Origin of the sequence: Acidovorax sp. 69 (assembly GCF_002797445.1) — a bacterium.
GTDB lineage: Bacteria > Pseudomonadota > Gammaproteobacteria > Burkholderiales > Burkholderiaceae_C > Acidovorax.
Genome location: NZ_PGEP01000001.1, coordinates 596,064 through 616,877, shown reverse-complemented (window position 1 = coordinate 616,877; position 20,814 = coordinate 596,064). Strand labels below are relative to the sequence as shown.

General features: G+C 62.9%; 20 protein-coding genes. All 20 read right to left on the bottom strand.

Annotation, left to right across the window (positions count from 1 at the left end; genetic code table 11):
- Window positions 1-765, bottom strand: coding sequence for an ABC transporter ATP-binding protein (locus tag CLU85_RS02880; protein WP_232727708.1), 765 nt, complete (start codon window positions 763-765; stop codon window positions 1-3).
- Window positions 762-1,784, bottom strand: a complete 1,023-nt coding sequence (locus CLU85_RS02875; protein ID WP_157803907.1) for a branched-chain amino acid ABC transporter permease — start codon at window positions 1,782-1,784, stop codon at window positions 762-764. The genes CLU85_RS02880 and CLU85_RS02875 overlap by 4 nt, the downstream gene beginning before the upstream one ends.
- Window positions 1,781-2,638, bottom strand: a complete 858-nt coding sequence (locus CLU85_RS02870) for a branched-chain amino acid ABC transporter permease (RefSeq protein WP_100408963.1) — start codon at window positions 2,636-2,638, stop codon at window positions 1,781-1,783. The genes CLU85_RS02875 and CLU85_RS02870 overlap by 4 nt, the downstream gene beginning before the upstream one ends.
- 39 nt (window positions 2,639-2,677) lie before the next feature.
- Window positions 2,678-3,874: an ABC transporter substrate-binding protein gene (locus tag CLU85_RS02865; RefSeq protein ID WP_100408962.1), complete on the bottom strand. Its 1,197-nt coding sequence runs from the start codon at window positions 3,872-3,874 to the stop codon at window positions 2,678-2,680.
- A gap of 300 nt (window positions 3,875-4,174) precedes the next feature.
- On the bottom strand, window positions 4,175-5,125 hold the full coding sequence (locus tag CLU85_RS02860; protein WP_100408961.1) for an NAD-dependent epimerase/dehydratase family protein: 951 nt from the start codon (window positions 5,123-5,125) through the stop codon (window positions 4,175-4,177).
- Window positions 5,122-6,108: a fumarylacetoacetate hydrolase family protein gene (locus tag CLU85_RS02855; RefSeq protein ID WP_100408960.1), complete on the bottom strand. Its 987-nt coding sequence runs from the start codon at window positions 6,106-6,108 to the stop codon at window positions 5,122-5,124. The genes CLU85_RS02860 and CLU85_RS02855 overlap by 4 nt, the downstream gene beginning before the upstream one ends.
- A 19-nt stretch (window positions 6,109-6,127) precedes the next feature.
- Entirely contained in the window at window positions 6,128-6,904 is a 777-nt protein-coding gene (locus CLU85_RS02850) for an SDR family NAD(P)-dependent oxidoreductase (protein ID WP_100408959.1), read from the bottom strand.
- Between the two features lie 12 nt (window positions 6,905-6,916).
- Window positions 6,917-7,762 (bottom strand): tripartite tricarboxylate transporter substrate binding protein, encoded by an 846-nt coding sequence (locus CLU85_RS02845; RefSeq protein WP_232727707.1) that lies wholly within the window; start codon window positions 7,760-7,762, stop codon window positions 6,917-6,919.
- Window positions 7,763-8,054: 292 nt separating this feature from the next.
- A complete protein-coding gene (locus tag CLU85_RS02840) occupies window positions 8,055-8,999 on the bottom strand; it encodes a helix-turn-helix domain-containing protein (RefSeq protein ID WP_100408957.1) in 945 nt (314 codons plus the stop codon).
- 46 nt (window positions 9,000-9,045) lie between these two features.
- Window positions 9,046-10,026, bottom strand: a complete 981-nt coding sequence (locus tag CLU85_RS02835) for a tripartite tricarboxylate transporter substrate binding protein (RefSeq protein ID WP_100408956.1) — start codon at window positions 10,024-10,026, stop codon at window positions 9,046-9,048.
- Between the two features lie 101 nt (window positions 10,027-10,127).
- A complete protein-coding gene (locus CLU85_RS02830) occupies window positions 10,128-10,706 on the bottom strand; it encodes a cupin domain-containing protein (protein WP_100408955.1) in 579 nt (192 codons plus the stop codon).
- On the bottom strand, window positions 10,703-11,509 hold the full coding sequence (locus tag CLU85_RS02825; RefSeq protein WP_100408954.1) for a cyclase family protein: 807 nt from the start codon (window positions 11,507-11,509) through the stop codon (window positions 10,703-10,705). Before CLU85_RS02825 ends, CLU85_RS02830 begins: the two co-directional genes overlap by 4 nt.
- Window positions 11,510-11,528: 19 nt before the next feature.
- Window positions 11,529-12,542: a tripartite tricarboxylate transporter substrate binding protein gene (locus CLU85_RS02820; RefSeq protein WP_232727706.1), complete on the bottom strand. Its 1,014-nt coding sequence runs from the start codon at window positions 12,540-12,542 to the stop codon at window positions 11,529-11,531.
- The gene (locus CLU85_RS02815; protein ID WP_100408953.1) at window positions 12,539-13,699 is read right to left on the bottom strand and encodes an MFS transporter; all 1,161 of its coding nucleotides are present in this window, start codon (window positions 13,697-13,699) and stop codon (window positions 12,539-12,541) included. The genes CLU85_RS02820 and CLU85_RS02815 overlap by 4 nt, the downstream gene beginning before the upstream one ends.
- Window positions 13,700-13,709: 10 nt before the next feature.
- Window positions 13,710-14,840, bottom strand: coding sequence for an FAD-dependent oxidoreductase (locus tag CLU85_RS02810; RefSeq protein WP_100408952.1), 1,131 nt, complete (start codon window positions 14,838-14,840; stop codon window positions 13,710-13,712).
- Window positions 14,837-15,187 carry a Rieske 2Fe-2S domain-containing protein gene (locus CLU85_RS02805; protein WP_100408951.1) on the bottom strand — a complete coding sequence of 117 codons (351 nt, stop codon included), beginning with the start codon at window positions 15,185-15,187 and terminating at the stop codon, window positions 14,837-14,839. Before CLU85_RS02805 ends, CLU85_RS02810 begins: the two co-directional genes overlap by 4 nt.
- A gap of 2 nt (window positions 15,188-15,189) precedes the next feature.
- Entirely contained in the window at window positions 15,190-16,137 is a 948-nt protein-coding gene (locus tag CLU85_RS02800; RefSeq protein ID WP_100408950.1) for a VOC family protein, read from the bottom strand.
- Between the two features lie 31 nt (window positions 16,138-16,168).
- Complete coding sequence (locus CLU85_RS02795; protein ID WP_100408949.1) at window positions 16,169-17,326, bottom strand: S9 family peptidase; 1,158 nt, start codon at window positions 17,324-17,326, stop codon at window positions 16,169-16,171.
- A gap of 6 nt (window positions 17,327-17,332) precedes the next feature.
- A complete protein-coding gene (locus CLU85_RS02790) occupies window positions 17,333-19,723 on the bottom strand; it encodes an RND family transporter (protein WP_100408948.1) in 2,391 nt (796 codons plus the stop codon).
- Window positions 19,720-20,805 carry a YCF48-related protein gene (locus tag CLU85_RS02785; RefSeq protein WP_100408947.1) on the bottom strand — a complete coding sequence of 362 codons (1,086 nt, stop codon included), beginning with the start codon at window positions 20,803-20,805 and terminating at the stop codon, window positions 19,720-19,722. The genes CLU85_RS02790 and CLU85_RS02785 overlap by 4 nt, the downstream gene beginning before the upstream one ends.
- Window positions 20,806-20,814 lie beyond the last annotated feature (9 nt).

Here is a 20,814-nt window from a genome sequence, read left to right as displayed (position 1 = left end):
TCAACCTCCCAGGTAGGCGGCGCGCACACGCGGGTCGCGGCGGATCTCGTCGGGCGAGCCGTCGGCCAGCACGGCGCCCTCGGCCAGCACCACGATGCGGGTGGCAAAGCGGAACACCAGGTCCATGTCGTGCTCGATGATGAGCACGGCCAGGTCGACGGGAAGCGCGTCCAGCGCGGCCAGCAGACGGGCGCCGTCGCCCTTGGGCACGCCGGCCATGGGCTCGTCCAGCAGCAGCACCTGGGGTCGCAATGCCAGGGCCAAGGCCATTTCGATCAGGCGCTGCTCGCCATAGGCCAGGTCCTGCGTGGCCGTGGCGGCATGCGCCCGCAGACCGAAGCGGGCCAGGATGTCCTGGGCCTCGGCCTCCAGCGCGGGGTAGGCGTCGATGCTGCGCCACAGGCGGCCGGTGAGGCCCTCGCGCTCAAACAGTGCCAGCTCCACCTGGCGCTGCACCGGAAAGTGCGGTGCCAGCGTGGTGATCTGGAAGGTGCGGGCCAGGCCGGCGCGCACACGCTCGGCCTGGCTGGTGCGCGTGACGTCCGCGCCGCGCAGCCAGATCTGGCCGGCGCTGGGCGCCAGCACGCCGCTGATCTGGTTGACCAGCGTGGTCTTGCCCGCACCGTTGGGGCCGATCAAGGCCAGACGGTCGCCCGCGCGCAGCTGGAACGACACCTTGCGCGTGACGTGCAGCCCGCCAAAGCGCTTATCCAGCGCCTGCACGTCGAGCAAGGTGGGTGTGGCCATGGTGGCAGCGCCGCTCATCGCACACCTCCTGCAAGGCGGCGCAGCCAGCCCCAGGCCTTCGCGGGCGGCACCAGCACCACCAGCATCAGCAGCCCACCCACCACGAACAGCCAGTGGTAGGGGTTGATGGAGGCGGCCGTATGGTGCAGCAGCGTGAACACCGTGGCGCCCACAAGCGCACCGGTCAGCTGCCCTGCCCCGCCCAGGACGAGCATCACCAGCGCCTCGGCCGACAGGGCGAACGACAGGCTGTCGGTGCCCACCACCGCGTTGGTCTGGGCCGAGAGGGCGCCGGCCGCGCCCGCCAGGGCACCGGCCACCGTGTACAACAGCCACAGCCGGCGGAACACGGGCGTGCCGAGGGCCGCCATGCGGGCGCGGTTTTCGTGGATGCCGCGCACGGCCAGGCCGAATGGCGACTGCACGAAGCGCTGCGCCACATAGAACAGCAGCACCAGCACCACCAGCGCATACACCGCGGCCACCTTGCCCTCCAGATCGAAGGTGAAGCGGCCCAGCAACGGGGCCATGGTGAAGCCCGAGAGGCCGTCGTCCCCGCCCGTCCAGTGGCGGGCCTTCTGCACCAGGTTGAGCACGATCTGCGAGATCGCCACCGTCAGCATGAGGAAGGTGAAGCCCTCGTAGCGCAGCAGGAAGGCGCCCGACAGCAGCGCCAGCAGCGCCCCGGCCGCCATGCCCACGGCCAGGCCCAGCAGCGGATCGGCATGGGCATGCAGCGCAAAGATGCCGGCTGCATAGGCGCCCAGGCCGAACAGGGCCGCATGCCCCAGCGTGGCCAGGCCGGCCACGCCCACCACCAGGTCGAGCGAGAGCACGAACAGGCCGGTGATGAAGATGCGCGTGATGAGGCCCAACTGGTCCGGGAACAGAGCGCAGGCCGCCAGGCCTGCGACCAGCAGCAACAGGGGTGCGCGCCAGGGCGGCGCACAGCGCGGCGCAGCAGGGTCGGCGGGTGGCTGCGCGGGCGCGGCCACGGCAGCGCCTGCCTGCACGGGGTTTTGCATGGTGGGGTTCATCGTTTCAGGAGACCGTGGGGGCGCCAGGCCAGCAGCGCGGCCATGGCGACGAAGAAGAACAGGCTGCCCCATTCGGAAGCCAGGTAGCGGCTGGCCGTCTCGATGGTGCCCAGCAGCACGGCCGCAGCGAGCGAGCCCGCGATGCTGCCCATGCCGCCCACGGCCACCACCACGAGCACCAGCACCAGGTACTTGAGGGCGTAGTACGGCTCCAGCGGCATGAGCTCTGCCCCCAGGATGCCGCCGAAGCCGGCCAGCGCGGCGCCTGCCGCAAAGCTGGCGCACTGCACGGTGCGGATCGGTATGCCCAGGGTCGAGGCGGTGCCGCTGTGGTCCACCGCGGCGCGCAGCCACACGCCAAAGCGGGTGCGTGCGACGGTCCACGCGGCCGCTGCCGCCACGGCCAGGCCTGCGGCAATGACCAGCAGGCGCTGCGCGGGCAGCGTGCGAAAGCCCAGGTCCACCGAGCCGGCCAGCAGCGGAGGCAGCGTGATGAGCTGCACCTGGGGCCCGGCAATGGCATTGGTGGCGGCAATCAGCACGAAGCTCAGGCCGATGGTGAAGAGCACCTGGTCCAGCTCCTTGCGCCGGTACAGGTGGCGCAGCACCAGCGATTCGAGCACGGCGCCCAGCAGCCCGGTGGCGGCAATCGCCAGCGGCACGGCGAGCCAGAAGCTCCATTGCGCCTCCCGGGTGAGCCAGGCCGCGCAGTAGCCGCCCACCATGGCAAAGGCGCCATGGCTGAGGTTCACGAAGCGCATCAGACCCAGCGTGACCGACAGGCCGACGGCGATGACGAACAGCACCATGCCGTAGGCCAGCCCGTCGATGAGGATGTTGAAAAGCGTGTTCACGGTGACGGCTGATCCAATGGGGCCCCAGGTACCGGTGCCTTACTTGGCATCGAGCCCGTAGTCGCCGTGCGGGCCGAAGCTCTGCACCTCCTTGTTGACCAGTTGGCCGCCTTGTCCAGTTGCTCGCTCCACCTTGCGCAGGTAGACGTTCTGCGTGATGTGGCGCGTCTTCGCATCGATGCGCACCGGGCCGCGCGGGCTTTCCCACTGCAGGCTGCGCGCGGTGGCCAGGGCTTTGGCGCCGTCCTTCTTGCCGCCAGTGGCTTCGATCATCTTGTGGATCACATACATGCCGTCCCACGCCCCCACCGTGGCGTAGTTGGCCACGGCGGCGGGGTCGCGCTTCTTGAGGGCGTCAACGAATTTCTTGTTCTCGGGCGAGTCGTGGGCGCCCGAGTAGTGGAACGCGGTGGTCAGGCCCAGGGCCGAGTCGCCGAACTTCTGCAGGTCGAACTCGTCGGTCTCGGCCGTGCCCAGGAACTGCACGCCCGCCTTGGCCAGGCCGTTCTCGTTGTAGGCCTTGACGAAGCCCAGGTTGGGCGGGCCGCCGGGCAGGAAGGTGTACACCGCCTGCGCGCCGCTGGCCTTGATGCGCTGCACGAAGGGCCCGAAATCGGTGGTGGCGATGGGCATGCGGATGCTCTCTACGACCGCGCCGCCCTGCTTGGTGAACTCGGCCTTGAAAGCCGTCTCGGCGTCGATGCCGGGGCCGTAGTCGGTCACGGCGGTCACCACCTTCTTCATGTCCTTCTTGGCCGCCCACTGGGCGATGGGCACCGTGACCTGCCACAGCGTGTAGCTGGTGCGGATGAAGTACTCCGATTTTTCGGTGATGGCCGAGGTCGCGGCGTTGAAGATGACGGTCGGCGTCTGCGACTGCTGGATCAGCGGCGCCACGGCCAGTGCATTGGGCGTGAAGACGAAGCCGCCCAGGTAGTCCACCTTGTCCTTCACGATCAGCTCCTGCACCAGGGTCTTGGTCTGGCCGGGGTTGGGGCCGCCCGTGTCGCGGTAGATGAACTCGATGTCCTTGCCCGCAAGCTTGCCGCCCTGGCTGGTCACATAGGCCTCGGCCGCGGCCTTGAACAGTGCGCCGTAGTGCGCGAACGGGCCCGAGAACGGCCCCACGACCCCCACCTTGACGGCGGTGTTTTGCGCCAGGGCCTGAGTGGATGCCAGGGCCAGGCCGGACGCTGCAAGCAGCGCGCAGGTGACAGTGCGACGGATGGGGTTCATGGAGAGTCTCCAGGGTTTGGCGCTTGCGTGGAAAGGATGCCGCAAGTCGGTTGATATGCGTCAAATTATGGTTGCTTTGCCAACCAGTTGCAATGTCAACTTATTAGGGTTTTCCCGGCAGCGTGACCCAAAATAGTCAGCGTGAAAGACGCGTTGGAAAACACGAAGGAGCCTTCTGCGTGCCAATGCAGAAGACTCCTTCGAAGTTGCTGAAGACAGGCTGCCGATTTAAACGAGTCGTGCAGCTAAAGGATCGAGGTGAGAGGTGGCACCTCTCATCGCCATGGTTAGTCCATGCGACTAGTCATGGGTCACGGCGCGACGCACCAGACGCGAGAGGTTTCCGTCGTGGCATAGGCCAATTGCTTCAGCCGATGGCGTACGCATTGGAGGTGAAGACCCAAAGAGACGTTCAATCAGCGGATTCGGCTCGTACTGCACGAGGCCGGCAACGGGGCGGCCAAACTCCGCCTCCAGGCCGACCACCACCTGCTCAATGCTCAGATGCAGCACGGGCAATTGATAGCACCTGTGAGCACCCCATTTTGATGAGTCCATTGCAGCGGTGTGCAGCAAGTTATCGACGCAAGCACCTACCGACATCCACCAACAGGTTGCGCCCGCAGAGACGGGAAGCGTGATGGGCTCGCCATTCGCGAGGCGCCAGAAAATCTGGCTCATGAAGGAAGACATCAGGCCCTCGCCATCCCCTGGCCGCGCCACGACGCCCGGCAGCCTGAGCGAGCAGCCATCCACCCAGCCACGACGGCTTGCGTCGGCAAGCAGGATTTCGCATGCGAGCTTGTGCGCGCCGTATGTCAACGCCGGGGCAGGCGGTGCGTCTTCATCCATGGACGCTGGAAGCTGCTCGCCATACACCGCGACTGAACTCGCATAGACAAAGCGCGGTGGTCGCGCAAGCGTTCTGCAGCTTTCGAGCAACGCGAGTGTCGCGTCCAAGTTGACCCGGCGCCCAAGGTCAGGGTTGCGCTCTGCAGCGCCACCAGGGACGCTTGACAGGTGAAAGATGACGTCCGGTGCCTCCCGAAGCGCTGCGAACTGCACAGCCTGGTCATGAATGCTGCCTGCGACTCGGTCAATGCGGGAGTCATCGACCATGCCTTCTTCGAATGCCATATCGACCGCAGTGAGACGTGTGACGGATTGCCCCCCCAGACCGTCCTTCAACAGCCGCCTGATCAGAACTTGCGCTATGAAGCCTTGGCTTCCTGTCACCATGACGTGGCTCATCGAGAGAACTCAACGACACGCTGGTCGATCTCGCCGAATGGCCCTGCAGTACCGTCGGCGAACCTGGCCACCATCTGGACCCGATCGCCGAATTTCATGAAGCCGGTCTCCGCCTTCCCTTGATCGATCATTTCGATGACACGCCGCTCGGCGATGCACGCTGAGCCAGCCCCTCGCTCGACGTTCGAAACTGTTCCCGAACCAACGATGGTTCCCGCGGACAGGCGGCGCGTCCGCGCTGCATGGGCAATGAGCTGACCGAAGCTGAAGTTCATCTCCCCACCATGCGGCTCGCCAAAGCGCTCACCATTCCATGCGACGTGGAGCCGCAACTGGACCCGACCCTCGCGCCAGGCATCGCCGAGCTCGTCCGGCGTGACGGCGACAGGTGCAAAGCTGCAGGACGGCTTCGCCTGAAGGAACCCGAAGCCCGTGCGCATCTCGCGAGGCCCCAGCACGCGCAGGCTCCAATCGTTGATCTGCACCAGAAGCCGGATCGATTGCTCAGCTTTTTCCGCTGTGGCACCCATTTCGACGGGCCCAACGATGACGCCGAATTCGCCCTCGAAGTCGATGCCATCCGACTCGCTGGGAAGCGGGACGTCCTGATGAGGGCCGAGGAAGTCATCACTCGCGCCCTGGTACATGAGGGGAATCGTGTCCATGTCAGGAATGGGCGCCGTATTGAAAGCACGCTCCATCAAACGACCGTGATTCAAGAACGCCGAGGCATCGCACCACTGAGGAGAACGCGGCAATGGAGCGGCACACTGCTTCGGATCGAACGCAAATGCATTCGCAAGGCTACCCGCGTTGAGCTGCTCGTAGAGCGCTCGCAGTTGCGAGACGCAGCTGTCCCAGTTGCGAACAGCCTCTTGCAAATTCAGCGCCACTGCGGACGCGTCGGCGGCGTGTTTCAAATCACGTGAGACGACGATCAGGCGCCCGTCCTCACTCTCTGATTTCAAAGTTGCAAATTTCATGATCTGTTGTCCTGTGCGTTCAGTTTCCGTCGCTGATGGTTGTTCCACCATCAACGACGAGGTTGTGCCCGGTGATGAAGCCACCTGCGGGGCTGGCCAGCATCACGGCTACACCAGCGATTTCGTGCGGCTCCCCAACCCGGCGCAGTGGCGTGAGCGACAGCCTCCGCTCAATGGCAGAGGGGTTGTCGATGAACGAGGCCGAGAGAGGTGTGCGAATCAGGCCTGGCGAGATGGAGTTCACACGAACACCAAGAGGCCCCCACTCCACTGCCAGATTACGCGCGAACTGTGCAAGAGCTGCCTTGGAGACGCCGTAAAGGCCGATAGATTTGTTCCCGCGCAGGCCAGCGATGCTCGACATCAGAATGACGCTGCTGCCAGGGTGCATGGCCATCTTTGGTAGCAGGGCAGTCGTCAACTCCACAGATGCTCGTAGATTGAGGTCGACAACGCGCTGCCAGTCAGCGGGTGATGCTTGCCCGATTGGCCCCGCAGGGCCCTGCATGCCTGCGTTACAGATCAGAACGTCTACCCGGCCGTATAGCGCCAGTGCAGAAGCCGCGAGTTCCGCAGCCGCGTCGAGCCTCGACAGATCAGCGGGCAAGTCGTGCGCGATACCGCACGCACGCCGGATCCTATCTACCGACCTGGCGCACAGCACAGGGTCCAGATCCGAGACGAGGACGATCGCGCCATGTTCACTCATCGCCTGAACGATGGCCAGACCGAGACCGCCGGTTGCACCGGTGACCAGTACTACCTTTCCTTTGAGGTCGAACAGCGTGGAGCTCATCAGATCCCCCGCCTATTCAAGCACCACACCAGCGCCCCGAATCACCGAACCCCAGCGCTCAGTTTCCGTCTGGATGTAGCGTGCAAAGTCCACCGAACTTTGGGGTGCTGGAACAACGCCGAGGTCGCCAAACCGGCGTTTGATCTCATCCGACTGAACCGCCTGTGCCACGGCCGTGTGCAGCTGCGTCATGATGTCCGTTGGCGTGCCCGCACGAACAACAACGCCCGTCCAACCGGGGATGTTGAGCGCCGGATAGCCGAGCTCAGACAAGGTCTGCACCTGGGGGAGCTTTTCCAGCCGCTTTTCGCTGCCGACCACTGCAAGCGCCCGCAGCTTGCCTTCCAACACGTACGGCATGCTGTTGGCCGTCACATCCAACATCATGTCGATGTGGCCGCCCATGAGGTCCTGGACAGCAGGGGCCGCCCCCTTGTAGGCCACATGCTGGAACTTGCCCTTGGTCTCCCGCTTCAGCATCTCAACCCAGATATGCGGCTGGCTGCCAATACCGAACGAGCCATACATCAGGCTCTTGTCGTCTTTGGCTGACTTTGCGGCCTTGATGAGGTCGTCCAGCGTCTTGAAGGGGCTGTTGGCGGGCACCACAAGGATGAGCGAAGAAGTGAGCAGGCGCGTCAAAGGCGCGAAGTCCTTGAGAGTGTCGTAGCTCAGCTTTGGGTAGAGAGCCGCATTCATTGCGAACGGCCCGATGTCTCCGTAGAACAGCGTGTGGCCATCAGCCGGTTGCTGCTTCACGTAGGCCGCAGCAATCTGCCCGCCCGCGCCAGGGCGGTTGTCCACGATCACAGGCTGTTTTAGCGTGGTCGCCAAATGCTGCGTGAGCACTCGGGACACGGCATCACCAAACCCACCAGCTGGATAAGGCACCACCCATGTAATCGCTTTCCGAGGAAATGCGGATGCTGGCTGAGCGAGCGTGTTGGTTGCGAATGGCAGTGCGACGGAAGACTGCAGAAGAGCACGTCGAGAAATCATGTATGTCCCCAAATGAAGTTCTTGTGGCGCCAGCACATCGCCCGAGCATGGATGCCGGACCGATAAGCTTGGCGCGCGAACAGCAGTATGGGAACCCTGACCTTTTCAACTATCGATATCTTGCGGGTTTTGTCTGAAACCTGCGGTCGAACTAGTGGTCTCGACGAAACTGCCCCGGTGTTGCTCCCCACCGCCGTTTGAAGGCCTGTGCGAAATGGGACGGTGTTGAAAAGCCGATCGCTGCAGCGACCTCGGCAACAGATCGTTGTGAATCCAAGAGCAGCGTCTTGGCGCGGTCCAGGCGCCGATTCAGTACGAACTGATGGGGAGTCTCGCCGCTCGTTGCCTTGAAGCAGCGGGAAAAATGAAAGACGCTGAGGCCGGTCTGTGCTGCCATGGCCTCCAACGGGACTGCCTCATCCATCTGAGACTCGACGAGATCCTCAACCCGTTTCAGTTGCCGGGCCGACAGCAAGGCGATTCGCTCCGTCTGAGGATCTGAATCCCGGTAGTGCTCAAGGAGATGCACCGCAACGCTGGTGGCGATACCTTCTGCAAACCGAGGCTGCATGGAGCTGTTGTCATCGAGCGAAAGCATCAGCATGTGCACCATCCGGCTCAGGAGCGGGTCTTTTGCGCCAAAGCAACTACGCAGCGCTACGGCACGTCCTTCACCCTCTTGCACCCGTTCAAGCCACAAGGGGGAAAGATCAAGATGGATATTGTCACGGTCCAACTCCGTGCGCCAGAAGCTCGGGGTACGCTCGGGCAGCAGGACGATCTCACCCGTATTCCACTGGCTGACATGTGTAGCGGAACCGTGGCGCTGCATGAGTCCCGTAGAAGGACCACGCCGCACGATGATGCAATGCTTTCCGGCCGCGGGAATGTACAGATCATCGTTGCCCGCAAGCTGGTGCCACAGGGACATCCCGTGCCAGGGCCGCCCCTTGCTGGAGCTGCGGATCTGCTCTGAGGGGACCGCATCCAGAGGCTCTTCCGTGTACATGTGTTCAGCGGCTCGCCAACGCCGCTCGTCGAGCTCTATCGCACCACTTCGCGGGCGCGCACCACGATAAGCCTTGTCGAACGTCATCGATGCATTTTACGGCGGGGCGCCACGGTATGAGGCCCTGCACCGCTCAAGGCTGATCGAGCTTCAGGCCCGCCGACTTGACGACTTGCGAGTAGCGCCCGATCTCAGCCGAGAGGAAGCTGCCGAACTCCTGCGGGGTCTGCTTCGCAGGTTCAGCGCTACCGAGCAAAGCCAGCTTCTCCATCATGTCCGGTTGCGCGAGCGCAGCCACGCACGCTGCATTCAGTTCACCCACTGCGGCACTCGGGAGCGACGCAGGAGCGAGGAGGCCAAACCACGCGCTGATCTGAAAACCGCCCAAGCTCCGGGTCTCGGCAACCGTCGGCAATGTCGAAGGAAGCGCCGCAGACCGGCGGTCACCCGTCTGCGCCAAAAGCCGCACTCGTCCATCCTTGACCATGGGAGCCAATGCCAGGGCGCTGTTGAACATCATTTTGACCTGGCCACCTGCGAGGTCGTTCAAGGCTGGTGCGGCGCCCTTGTAGGGCACATGTAGCAACTGAACTCCCGCCTGCTGTGAAAGCATTTCGCCGGCCAGGTGCAACACGTTGCCGATGCCGGCAGACGCATAGCTCAGAGTGCCAGGCTCACGCTTGGCCAGTTCGATCAGCTCTGCAAGATTTTTGACCGGAAGTCCTGAATGAACTGCCAACACCAACGGGCCAGGGCTGGCGACCATTGACACCGGTGCAAAGTCCCGCAAGCTGTCGTAGGGCAGCTTCGGATAGAGGCTCGCATTGATGGCATGCGCGGCACTGGTCATGAGCAGCGTATGGCCGTCTGTACTACGGAATACAGCCTCAGTGGCGATGATTCCGTTCGCGCCGGGCTTCGCTTCGATGATCACTGGCTTGCCCAGGCTGGCTGTCAGCTTGTCAGCCAGAAGACGTGCAACGACATCGGAACTGCCCCCCGAAGCGAAGGGCAGCACAATGCGGACCGGCTTCGTGGGCCATGCAGCGGCGGCCCATGCGGGCGCCGACAAGGCTGCAAGCACCATGGAACGGCGGATGGGGTTCGGGTTCATTGTTGCTCTCCTGTATGTGTTGTGGAGCGCTTGGCCTTAGCTGCTGTTGCAGACCTGCAGGGCAGGCCACAAAGTTGCGGCCTCGCCTTGCCACCTTGTTTTCAAGCTACCTTCGAGGCAGCGCCAATTTCGTCTTCGTATTCACCAGCGATGAGCACAAATAGCATTCGGCAAATGCGATCCGACCGGTTCGCCCAGGCATGGTTGGTTCCTCTTTGGACAACCACGCTCCCCGCGCGCAGTTGCACCTCGCCCTCGTCGAGCACCAGCGTAAGCTCTCCCTCGATCACCACCCCGTAGTCGACGGATTCAGTCCGGTGCATCAAGGGATGGGGAGAGTTGTGCTTCACGGTGGAAGCTTCCACGTCGCCGATTTGTTCGAACGCTTGCTGCATCCGCTCTGCGCCACGCGACAGGAACTCTTCGGTGTCCGGCGGAATGTCGACAAACCTGATGCGAGTGCCGCCCGCTGGCGGAGGCAGGATCAACGATCCAGTGGTGGGATCAGCGCCGTTCGAAATGCGGGCCGGCGTCTCGGAAGTACTCCACACCTCATGAAATACGGTGCCGGGCACCGCATCGAGCTCGACCACCTTAGGCAACGGCCCACTGCTGCTGACCACCGCCTGGCCTTGCGCGTTGTGGCCGGTGACCACGCGGTGAATGGGGGGCAGAGTCACGCCGACTCCTCACTGAAAATGGCAACCGCGCGGGTCCATCCGGCAGACGCGCCACGGATCTTGTGCGGGAAGCAGCTAATGGTGAAGCCCGTGGCGGGAATTGACTCCAGGTTGTGCAGCTTCTCCAAGTGGCAATAGCCAATGTCGCGGCCAGCCTTGTGGCCCTCCCAGATCAGCGCCTTGTTTCCAGTCTCGGCAATCTTGGCAGCCGTGTACGAGAACGGGGCATCCCAGCTCCAGGCATCCGTGCCGGTCAGACGTACTCCGCGCTCCAGCAGATACATCGTCGCCTCGTACCCCATGCCGCAGCCAGCGCCAAGGTAATCCGGGTGGCCGTATCGGCTTCCAGCACGGGTGTTGACGACAACGATGTCCAGTGGTTGCAGCTCATACCCTATGCGTTGCAGCTCTGCCTCGACATCGGCGGCCGTCGCCACATAGCCGTCGGGGAAGTGGCGGAAGTCCAGCTTGACCCCGGGCTGGAAGCACCATTCAAGCGGGACTTGGTCAATCGTTATCGAAGGGCGTGATCCGCCCAGTTTGGCGTCTTGCGTGGAGTGGAAATGCCAGGGAGCATCCAGGTGCGTGCCATTGTGCGTCGTAAGCGTCACCCACTCGGCCGCTGCAGCTTCGCCATCAGGATAGTCCTCCGGCGTGGTGCCCGGAATCATGGCCATGAACTCCGGCAGCGTCTCGGCATGCTTCTGGTACGTGATCTTGGGGGCGAGTGGTGGAGGGTCCGACAGAACGTCGTTCTCCAAGTAGATCGACAGGTCTACAAATCGGTGCTGAGGCTTCTTCATGGCAATGCTTTGGAGTACGTCATTCGGGAACGACACCAACGGCGCGGGCGAGCGCCTGGTGCTTTTGGACTTCCGCTTCGTAAAATTTGTCTAGCGCTGCCAGTGACAATGGAGCTTGCGGGTCGGTTCCCTGGCTTTTCAGGAACGCTTGCACTTCCTGATCCCGCATGGCCGCCTCGAAGGCCTGGTGCAAGCGTTTGAGTGCGGCATCCGGCGTCGCGCGAGACACCAGCAGCGCACCCCACGCCGTGTGGACGAACGACTGCAAAGCAGTATCCAGGGTCTTCAGTGGGGGAACCTTCGGCAAAAGCGCGGGAGATTGGTCCGCAGTACTGCCGAAAGCGCGCAGCTTGCCGGTGGTGATGAGATCAAGCGCCAGGCCGCCGAGGGGGACAAATGAAAGGTCAATCTGTCCTCCTGCCAGATCCTGGACGGCGGGTGGAACGCCACGGTAGGGAACGTGAACGAGTTGGACGCCGCACATGCGAGCCCACTGCGCGCCCATCAGATGAATCATCGATCCGGGTCCGATATGGCCGAAGGTGAGGGGTTTGCCGGTTTTGTCCGCCGCTCGCGCCAAGGTCAACAGCTCCGAATGCTTTTGCGCAGCCAGGTCGGGCCGGCCGGCAAGCACATAGCTTGTGCGCCCAAGCAGGCCTACAGGCTTCATCTGCTCGGGCTTGTAGCGGACGCTGGCGAGGGATGCAGGTGTGAGGATGGGCTCCGTCTGAGACACCATCACTGCGGTCAGTCCGTCCAAAGGGGCGTTAAGCATCTTTTGGACTCCGATCGAGCCGCCTGCTCCGGGCATGTTCTCCACAATCACCGTCTGGCCCAGCGACTTCTGAAGCTGGATCTGGAGCTTTCGGGCAAACACGTCGCTGGGGTTTCCTGCTGGCTGCGGAACGATGATCGTCACGTGGCGCCCCTCTTGGGCGACGGCAAAGGAGCCCAGGCCGGTACCAGCCAGCGATACAAGCAGGGCTCGCCGGCTCAATGCCGGCCGAGTGGTCGTGTGTTGTTGTTTACTCATACGGTTGCTCCAATAAGGTTCTTTTGTCCCGACGATTTGGGAATACGTGTGAAGGCGTAGATGGCCAAGGCATCGATAGCGACAGCAGCGAGTCCAAGGCTTTCGTAACCAAACTGCTTGACCAGCGTCCCGCCGAGAATGGGCCCGATGGCCGCACCGACCATCAACATTGCGGGGGTCGCCGACAGTGCTCGACCACTCGGATCGAGTTGGGCAAGTGCTCCGAAAGCAAACGTGTGGGTGAAGATCATGACTGCTGCAAACACGGATGCAGCGGCTGCATACGGGGCGTAGGACGAGCCATTGACTATCACTAGCACCAGAAGCGCTTGCGCTAGAGGTCCAGCCATCAGGACGCTGCGGACGGACCAGCGCTTCTCCAGCCACGCGGCAAGTGCCGCAGGGATCAAATTGACGAATCCAAGTGCGATGAGCACAGCCGTCACCGCTTGTGCGGAGAAGCCTCGATCCGCCCCCACCCTCTCCAGGAAGCTGAACATCATCGACTGCACCAGACCCATCGAGGCGACGCCTGCAGCGCCCCACCAGACGGCGCGAGGCAGTTTCAGGGAGGCAGCTTTATCTTGGGAGACGAGCGTCCCCTTGTCCTTTTCAGGAAATCCGAGGAGCGCGAACACAGCGCCGGCGACCATAACCACAGCGAAGATCTGAAAGAGCGTTGCGCCACCACGCGCCGCGACAAGGTTGGTCGCAGCTGCCATGAACACGATCCCGAAAACGCCCAGCGCCATGCCAACCACAGCAAACATCCGATGTGGATTCGCGCTGCTGGCAATCGTCCCATGCGTCACGCTCAAAGCAGCACCCGCAGCCACGCCCGCACCGATGTGCAAAACAGCGAGCACACCGAAGCTCGAAGTGGTCGACGCCACAGCGAACCCCAGAGCAGCCAACCCAAACCCAACTGCTGCAACCCACCGTCCAACCAGCAGATGGAATATCGGCGCTAGAAAGAGGCTTGCGCCGACCGCTCCGGCGAGAAACAGTGTTGCCAGCAAGCCAGCTTGCTGCGGGTCGAAGCGGTAGAAAGAGATCAGTACTCCCACCCACACAGGAAGGGCGACAAGATCCACCATGCCGGCGCAATGGCCCGCCATGAGGGCGGCACGGCCTCGAAACGAAGTAGTAGCAACCATGTTGAAACCCTCAGATAGCCTGAGCCAAAGTCATCAACGACTCGCGCATGATGCGCGAATGCTCTTCCTTGTCACCCCCGGCAATCTCGATCTCACCCAGACGTGCCGAGTTCTCGACGACCATACGGCAGCGCTCCCAGCGACGATTTTCGAATGAGGCAAGCGCGGTCTCGACCTCCACAGCACGGCCCAATTCCTCCGCGAGCACCAGTGCATCCTCAATACCGATGCAGGCGCCAGAAGCCAGGTGCGGCGTGGTCGCATGGACGGTGTCACCGATGAGCACCACCCGCCCCTTGAACCAGGGCCGCGGCAGAAGCAGGCCTTCAAGGGGGCGATAGACGATCTGCGAATCAGGCCCGATCTGCGACTTGATTCGCTGCAGTGCCGGCGCCGGGAAGTCATCGAGTAGCCCACGCAGATGGCTCGCGAATGTCGATGGCTCAACGTGCACATTGCTTGGCCGTGGCTCTGTGACGAAAAGGTACATCTCGGACTTGGACACAGGGTTGACGCCTGGCTTTATCCGAGGGCCCAGCCACATCGTGGCCGTCTCCACCTCGGCGGGACGTGGCAAGACGGCGCGCCATACAGCCTGACCGCTGTACTTCGGCTTTTCTGAGTCGGGAAAGATCGCTTCGCGAACCGTGGAGTACAACCCATCTGCGCCAATCACCAAGTCGTAGCGACGGCTTTGGCCGTCAGTGAAGTGCACTTCTGCACCTTCAGCGTCCTGGTGGATCTTGGTAAAGCTGCATCCCAGACGCACATCGGCGCCCGAGGCGCGCGTTGCATCGGCAAGGATCTTCGCAAGTATTGGACGCAAGATGGCGCCACCACCGGGGACATCGGGCCCGGCGATACGCGGCGTAGGCAAGTTGCCAATCCTGTCACCCATGGGGCTGCATAGGTGCACTCCATCCGCGGCACTGCCTTGAGAAAGAAATTCGTCCAGAACTCCCAGTTGGCGAAAGGCTCGCAGTGTTGCACCGCCCAGGCTGATGCCCGCGCCGTAGCTGCGCCAACCGGGATCGATCTCGACCAGATCGACCGCGATGCCTTGCTTGCGCAACTCGATGGCAGCGGCCATCCCGGAAAACCCGCCGCCAATGATCAGGATGCGGCGAAACAGTGAACTCATGAACTTGTCTCCTTGTAGTTTTGTAGTCGGGCGTGAATCTCTCCGCCACGCTCAACATGGATCTCAATGGGGGTCAGCGCATCACCCAGGCAGGGCCCCAAGGTGCATATGCCCGTCGAGATCTCGAAATGCGCGCCGTGGGCGGCGCAGACGATGCGATCTCCAGCCGCGTTGAGGTATTGGTCCTTGCGCCACGCCATCGGTGTCCCGTGGTGCGGGCACGAATCGGCATAGGCGAGTGGCTCTCCTTCGCACATCACGATGAAAACGCTGTCCTGCCCTTCGCCGTGAGGATCGAACCCGCGCGCTCCATTCCGAGGAAGGTCCCGGAGATGGCACAGTCTCACGATCAGCCCTTTGCCGCACCAGCTCCTGGAGGTGGCCCCGAAGGCGCCCACTTCTCGCGGTGCTGGAACAAGAACAATTGCGAAGCGTCCGCGCTCATGGGAGCCTCCCGAGCCACCCAGGCCTCGTCGTGCAGGTCCATGTCCGCGTCGTACTCGACATGGCAGCCCAGCGGCGAATTGAAGTACCAGAACCAGTTGCTGCCGAAGCGGTGACGCCCGGGCCCCCAGAAACTCTGGTACCCCTTTTCCACGAAGCGGGTGCCGGCCAGCATGACCTCGGTAGGCCCGCCCATGTGAAAGGTGAAGTGCTCGCACCCCTTCATGAAAGGGGGCGTCTGGATCATGAACAGCGTGTGGTGATCGCTGGTACCCGCAGGCCGCAGAAAAGGGCCGACACCGGTGAAACGGTCGGTGCATACGAATCCCAGCCGTTCGTAGAACGCCTCGGCCTTGACCGCATCGGGAACGAAGTAGACAACGTGAGAGAGGGATCGCGGCTTGGCCGCCATGTCCGTCGAAAGGCCCAGCGCATTGGCGCCACGCTGCGGCGCCGCGCCAGGTGCGTTCACCGATTCGGCTGGCAAGGAGATCGGTTTGCGCACGGTCACCTGGAACGCGAGCGCGAACCCCATGTCATCGACCGCGCGCAGCACTCCGTCCGTGCGGCGGACCTGCCGGTCCTTCGCCAGTTCAGCCTCGATGGCATCCAGGCTCTCCTGGTTGGCTACACCGTACACCGTTTCGCGCAGCATGCTGGCCGTGCCCATGGGGGCTGGCAGCGATGGATCATCCTTCGCGAGTACCACCACCGATGTGCCGTCGAGCGCCTCAAAGCGGCCCTGTTGCCCCGGCGCGTCGCTGCGGGTGAGACCATAGTCGGTCAGGTACTGCTCGCAGGCAGCTACGTCGTCCACTCCGAATACGAGTGCATCGGGTCCGATGATTTTCATCTGTGTGTTTCCTAGGTCTTGCTTTTCGGGCTCAGGCGGTATGACCGCCCAGGGTCTCGGCCACCCAGTCGGCGATGTAGTGGCCTGCGTTGATGCTGTTGTCGAAGCTGCTGTGCTGGACGCCGCCTTCTCGCTCGGTGAAGACTTTGAGTTCTCGCTTTGGGCTGTTGACCAGCTGTTCGTAAGTCCGGTGCGCCCACTGCAGGGGAATCTGGGAGTCTTTTTCTCCGTGCGTGACGAGGAAAGGCACGTGGATGCGGTCCAGGACGCCGTCCAGATGCACTTGCTCAGCGATGCGCATGAAGTCATCCATGTCCTTCGCACCCCAGACCCAGCGCACGTGCTCCCAGTAGTGCGGGACAGGGAGGCTGCCTTCCTTGGCGAGGCGCTTTTTCTGCACATCCCGCCAATCGTGGTTCGCGCCCCAAACGACCCCGCAGGCGAACCGCGGTTCGAACGCCACCGCGCGCGGGCAGTAGTAGCCACCGAGCGACACGCCTTCAAGGCCAATCCGCTTGCAGTCCACGTCCGGCTGCTGTTCGAGCCAGTCGACGATGCGGCTTGCCCAGTGCTCACTGTCAAAGCGCGCTGTCATGCCGTGAAGGCGCAATGCTTCTCCGGTTCCAGGCTGATCAACGATGAGTGAACTCACACCACGGCGCGACAGCCAACTTGGCAGGCCAACGCGGTATTTCATCTCCTTGGTGGAGTCCAGGCCATTGACTTGCACCAGGATCGGGGCAGGCCCGTTCACGCCTTCAGCCCGCACATAGAGCGCGGACAGGTGCTTGCCCTCATAGGGAATCTCGACACGAGTGCAGTTCTCGCGGCCCAGCTGCAGCCCCTTCGCAAATACCTCCAGAAAGCGGCCGTAAAGTGCCGTCCTGCCAGGTGCGCCGTGGGCCTGCAACCGCTCAGCGGTCAGATAGTAGGTGGCTGCGCGGCTGTACTTCTCTCCGGCGGACAGAGCGCGGCCTGCGGCCTCATCTTCGGCAGCGAGTTCGCACAGCTTGTCTGCCATTCGCGCCCATGTTTCGCGGAATGCTGCGGTGCCTGCTGCGTCTGGTGCCTTGGCAGCCTCCTGCAACGGAGCGCACATTGCTTCGATCTCGCCCATGCGGGCGCCCATTTCGATGGCCAGATCGACGGACAGGTTCCAGACGTAGTTGGTTGGGAAATACTTGAACATGGGGAACTAGGCCGCTGCTGCGGCGGTAACGGTGGAAGAGCTGGAGGCCGTGGCGCGTTGCACCGATGGCCTGAGGAGAAAGTGCGCGAGAGCGGGTACCAAGACCAGGGCGCCCAGCATGTTGAGAAGGAACATGAACGCCAGCAGCAGGCCCATGTCGGCCTGGAACTGGATCGGGCTGAAGACCCAGGTGAAGACGCCGGCGGCCAGGGTCACGCCCGTCAGCATGACGACCTTGCCGGTGAACAGCAGGGCATGCTGGTAAGCGGCAGAGAGCGACTCTCCCATGCGCAGACGGGCCAGCGTGATGGAGAGGATGTACAGGGCGTAGTCGATACCGATGCCCACGCCCAGTGCGATCACGGGCAGGGTTGCCACCTTCACGCCGATACCCAGCATCACCATGAGCGCTTCGGCGAGAACCGAGGTCAACAGCAAAGGCAAGATGGCCACGACCACGGCACGCCAGGACCTGAACGTGATGAACGAGAGCACGACGACCGCGGCGTACACCAGCCCCAGCATCTGCCACCAGGCCTTGGCAACCACAACGTTGGTGGCCGCCTCGATGCCCGCCGAGCCGGCGGCCAGGAGGAACTTCGCATCCTTCGTATCGTTGGCCTGGGCAAACGACTCCACATGTGCAACCACGCGCGACAATGTCTGCGCCTTGTGGTCGCGCAGGAACACATACAGCGTCAGCAGGCTGCAGGTGTCGTTGTACAGACCACGTGGTGCGCCCGCCGTCACCGTGTTGATCATGTCCTGGTTGGGCAGGAACTCGTACCACTTCGGACTGCCCTCGTTCAACCCGGAGAGCACCCGGCGATTGAGCAAGGCGAGGGTGTTCGTGCTTTCCACGCCCTCAAGCTGCCTCAACTGCCACTCCAGCGCGTCGACGCGATTGAGCGTTTCGTAGTTCGCACACTGGCCAGGAGGAGTGGTGACCATGACGGCCATGACATCGCTGGAGGCGCCATAGCTTTTCGCCATAAAGGCCACGTCCTGGTTGTAGCGGCTATCAGAGCGCAACTCTGGCGCGCCCGCACCAAGATCCCCGATCTTCAACTGGGTGCTCAGAGCGAGACCCCCAGCGCCAAGGGCAACGGCCACAACCAACGCGGCTGTGGCTGCGCCACGCCGTGTGAAGCGGCCCAGGGTGGACCACAAGGGATGCCCGGATGCTCCTTGGGCGACGGCTCGCTCGTCACGCAGGCTGCGCTCTGCGGCCCTGGCGCTCACTCCCGTGTAGGAGAGCATGATCGGCAACAGGATCAGATTGGTGAAGATCAGAGCTGCGACACCAATGGACGCTGCAATTGCCAGCTCCCGTATCACGGTGATATCGATCACCAGCAGCACGGCAAATCCCACGGCATCCGCCAGCAAAGCGGTCAAGCCGGCGAGGAAAAGTCGCCTAAAGGTGAAGCGAGCGGCCACCAGCTGGTCCATGCCGCGCCCCACGTCCTGCATGATCCCGTTCATCTTCTGCGCGCCGTGGCTCATGCCGATAGCAAACACCAGGAAGGGGACCAGGATGGAATAGGGGTCCAGCGAATAGCCCAGCACCGGCAGCAGTCCCAGCTGCCACACGACCGCGACCAGCGAGGCAGCAACCACCAGCCCAGTCGAGCGGATGCAACGGGTGAACCAATACACCATCGCAGTGCAGATCGCCACGGCCAACGCGAAGAACATCAGTACCGCACGCACCCCTTCGATCAGGTCGCCCACCAGCTTCGCAAAGCCTGTGATGTGCAGCTCGACGCCTTTGGCCTCGTATGCGTTGCGCAAAGCTTCAAGCCGCTGGGCCAATGCCCCGTAATTCAAGGGCTGGCCCGCGCCGTCCTTGGCAAGCAATGGAACAAAGATGACCGTGGATCGAGCATCTGCGGCAACCAGTTGCCCGATCTCGCCGGAGCGGGCCACATTGAGTTGCAGCCGCTGAAGGCTCTGGGCACCACCGTCATAGCCATCGGGGATCACGGGCCCACCTTCAAGCCCGTCTTCTGTCACGCCCACCCAGCGGGTATTCGGCGTCCAAAGGCTCTTCATCTGGTTGCGCGAAACACCTGGCAGCAGGAACACGTCGTCGCTCAGCTGCCGCAGCGTGTCCAGGTAGGCCGCGTCGTAGATGGACCCTCGGGGATTGGAAACGGCAATGCGCACGGCATTCCCTAGCCCCGTCAGCTCAGCCTGGTGGGCGAGGTAGTTCTGGATGTAAGGGTGCGAGGTCGGGATGGTCTTTTCGAAGCTGGCGTTGAGCGCCAAGCGCGACACTTGCCAGCCGAGGATGGCGGTGATCAGCGCACATAAAACAACGACCGCGGCGCGGTGGTTGAACAGCAAGCGCTCAAGAGCTGAGCCACTGCGGGGATCGAATTCTTTGGCGTTCATGGGTGTTGAGAGCCCTTGTCGGACGCCGCTTGCACAGTCGCGCCTCGCAAGGTCAAGGTAAGCAGCCGCCCGTCGGGCAGAGGAAGCAAGCCGGTGACAGGACCTACGGGAGCTCCGGGGCGCAGGCGCAACGACTCGCTGTTAGCCTGCAGGGTTTGCCCAGACTGGGAGCCAAGCAGCAGCATGCCGTCAGAGGCAACCGTTGAAGCTGTGATCGACGCACCGGTTGGGGCATTGCTTTGCCCATGCATCGCTTGCCAGTTGCCGCCAGCGTCGGCACTGCGCCAGACGTTGCCACGCAGACCACCCAGCCAGATGGCTCCGTCGTGGAGAATCTCAGCCGTAAAAAAAGTGCCCGAATAGGGGGTTTCAATCCGGCGGAAGGTCGCACCACCATCACCGGAGAGCAGCACCAGGCCCTGCTCCCCGGCAATGACGACGGTAGTGCCTCTTGCACGCACAGCGTATAGGTGCATTGCCTGCGGGTTGTCGAGGAGACCACTGAGTGGCACCCACGTCACCCCGCCATCGCCTGTCAGAAAGGCCAGGTTGTATGCGCCAACAGCCAGTCCGCGGCGCTCATCAAAGAAGTGCAGATCTAGAAACGGCTTGTCGGCTCCGTCAGCAACAAGGCGCTGAGCATCCTTGATGGCCCTCTCGCTTCCCTGCGCCACTGCCTGAGCGAGCAGCAGCTTTGCCGCCCTTACGCCATCGAGTTGGCGCACCCACGTTTTGCCACCGTCTTGGGTTGCGAGAATGGTGCCCCCGTGACCTGCGGCCCAGCCTGCCTTCTCATTGGCGAATCGAACGGAAGTCAGCGTGACGCTGACCGGCGACTTCGACTGCGTCCAGTTGACGCCACCGTCGTCCGAGCACAGGATGATTCCTCGCTCTCCTACAACGACAATGCGCTTCCCCGCCAGCGCAGCGCCTAAGAGCACTGATCGCTCCGGGTGAGCGCCGGCAAGCGCTGGTCGATCGATGGCTGGGCCGACTGCTTGAGGCAAAGCACCGGCAGCAATGACTGCGCATGCGGATGTCGCCATCCCTGCCAGGATTGCAGCTTGAACAAGATGGTGCATGGCTGCCCT

Excerpts from the sequence above, each read along its gene's own strand:
- CLU85_RS02880 (WP_232727708.1), bottom strand. The coding sequence starts at position 765 with ATGAGCGGCGCTGCCACCATGGCCACACCCACCTTGCTCGACGTGCAG.
- CLU85_RS02875 (WP_157803907.1), bottom strand. The coding sequence starts at position 1,784 with ATGAACCCCACCATGCAAAACCCCGTGCAGGCAGGCGCTGCCGTGGCC.
- CLU85_RS02865 (WP_100408962.1), bottom strand. The coding sequence starts at position 3,874 with ATGAACCCCATCCGTCGCACTGTCACCTGCGCGCTGCTTGCAGCGTCC.
- CLU85_RS02860 (WP_100408961.1), bottom strand. The coding sequence starts at position 5,125 with ATGAGCCACGTCATGGTGACAGGAAGCCAAGGCTTCATAGCGCAAGTT.
- CLU85_RS02855 (WP_100408960.1), bottom strand. The coding sequence starts at position 6,108 with ATGAAATTTGCAACTTTGAAATCAGAGAGTGAGGACGGGCGCCTGATC.
- CLU85_RS02850 (WP_100408959.1), bottom strand. The coding sequence starts at position 6,904 with ATGAGCTCCACGCTGTTCGACCTCAAAGGAAAGGTAGTACTGGTCACC.
- CLU85_RS02840 (WP_100408957.1), bottom strand. The coding sequence starts at position 8,999 with ATGACGTTCGACAAGGCTTATCGTGGTGCGCGCCCGCGAAGTGGTGCG.
- CLU85_RS02835 (WP_100408956.1), bottom strand. The coding sequence starts at position 10,026 with ATGAACCCGAACCCCATCCGCCGTTCCATGGTGCTTGCAGCCTTGTCG.
- CLU85_RS02825 (WP_100408954.1), bottom strand. The coding sequence starts at position 11,509 with ATGAAGAAGCCTCAGCACCGATTTGTAGACCTGTCGATCTACTTGGAG.
- CLU85_RS02820 (WP_232727706.1), bottom strand. The coding sequence starts at position 12,542 with ATGAGTAAACAACAACACACGACCACTCGGCCGGCATTGAGCCGGCGA.
- CLU85_RS02815 (WP_100408953.1), bottom strand. The coding sequence starts at position 13,699 with ATGGTTGCTACTACTTCGTTTCGAGGCCGTGCCGCCCTCATGGCGGGC.
- CLU85_RS02810 (WP_100408952.1), bottom strand. The coding sequence starts at position 14,840 with ATGAGTTCACTGTTTCGCCGCATCCTGATCATTGGCGGCGGGTTTTCC.
- CLU85_RS02800 (WP_100408950.1), bottom strand. The coding sequence starts at position 16,137 with ATGAAAATCATCGGACCCGATGCACTCGTATTCGGAGTGGACGACGTA.
- CLU85_RS02795 (WP_100408949.1), bottom strand. The coding sequence starts at position 17,326 with ATGTTCAAGTATTTCCCAACCAACTACGTCTGGAACCTGTCCGTCGAT.
- CLU85_RS02790 (WP_100408948.1), bottom strand. The coding sequence starts at position 19,723 with ATGAACGCCAAAGAATTCGATCCCCGCAGTGGCTCAGCTCTTGAGCGC.
- CLU85_RS02785 (WP_100408947.1), bottom strand. The coding sequence starts at position 20,805 with ATGCACCATCTTGTTCAAGCTGCAATCCTGGCAGGGATGGCGACATCC.